A 1,297-nucleotide genomic window follows, 5' to 3' on the forward strand; every position below is an offset into this window, starting at 1 on the left:
CGCTGGCCCAGCGCCTGGCGGTGGCCGGGCACGAGGTGCTGGCGCCGGACCTGCCCGGCTACGGGCTCAGCGGCGGGCCGTGGACACAGGTGGACTACGCCGCGTGGAAACGCACGCTGCTGGCGTTGATCGAGGCCGAGCATGCGCGGCGACCGCGTCCCATCGTGCTGCTGGGTGCCAGCATCGGTGGCTACCTGGCCTATCTGGTGGCTGCCGAATCGCCCTGGGTGCACGGCCTGGCCGTGACCACCCTGGCCGATCCGCGCGACCCGCTCGTGCAGGCCGCGCTGGTGCGCCACCCTTGGATGCGCGCCCTGCTGCCGGCCCTGCGCCCGTTGAGCCGGCTGACCCGTGGGCTGCGCCTGCCGGTGCGCTGGTTCACCCACATGGACCGCATGTCACGCGATCCCGCCCTGACCGCGCTGGTCTGCCGCGACCCGCTCGGCGGCGGCAACCGGGTCCCGTTGGGCCTGCTCGCGTCCCTCTTCGACACCGCCCCGGCCGTGGAGCCGGAGCAGTTCGACCGCTGCCCGGTACTGATGGTCCACCCCGCCTGCGATGCCTGGACACCCGTGGCGATCAGCGACCGCTTCTTCGACCGACTGGCCGCACCCCGCGAGCGGGTGCTGCTGGACCAGTGCGGTCATTTCCCGATCGAGTCCCCCGGCGTTGACCAGCTGCGCCACGCACTGCTGGCGTTCCTTGAACGCATTGCCCAGCCGGGTGTTTCGCAAGCGCTTGATCAATAACGAATTTCTATCGAGTGATACAAAATTGTCCGCTTCTGCGTGACGAACTGTTCCACCCCCGGCTACGACATTTCTCCGACATTCTCTGGATTGGTGTACTGGTGAGTATTAAAATTAACGAAATCTTGATACCCACCCCTCCCCAGTAGCAGCACCGGTACGCCTGACGCTTTGCGCCGACCACCGGGTCGCCCAAAGAACGCCATGAATACTCCTGTTGCTTCGTGTGTCGGCACCGACACCGCCCCGGCCGAGCTGCTCAAGCGCGGCGAACGCCTCCTTGAACCCGACGTCTACCGCACCTGCCTCAACGGCCAGCAGGCCGTGGTCAAGGACTACACCCGTTACCGCGGCACGCCGCTGTCGCCGGTGGCCCGCCTGCTGGTGCGCCGCGAGGCCCGCATCCTGCAGCGCCTGAGCGGCTGGAAGCATGCCCCGGCCCTGCTGGGCACCATCGGCGGGCTGGCGCTGGGCATGGAGTTCATCCCCGGCCAGACCCTGAGCGCGGCCCAGTCGGTGGGCGTGGAGGTGTTCGAGCAGCTGCAGTA

The 1,297-nt window shown here is 68.2% G+C and carries 1 protein-coding gene and 1 pseudogene; both read left to right on the top strand.

The window, feature by feature from the left end; genetic code table 11:
- The coding region (locus tag DBR34_RS18255; protein ID WP_146186882.1) for an alpha/beta hydrolase at positions 1-749 on the top strand (749 nt) is incomplete at its 5' end.
- A gap of 204 nt (positions 750-953) precedes the next feature.
- Positions 954-1,297, top strand: a pseudogene (locus DBR34_RS23915) (kinase); the annotation flags it as partial.

The organism is Stenotrophomonas sp. HMWF003 (assembly GCF_003061285.1).
In the GTDB taxonomy this organism is placed as follows: Bacteria; Pseudomonadota; Gammaproteobacteria; order Xanthomonadales; family Xanthomonadaceae; genus Stenotrophomonas; species Stenotrophomonas maltophilia_AP.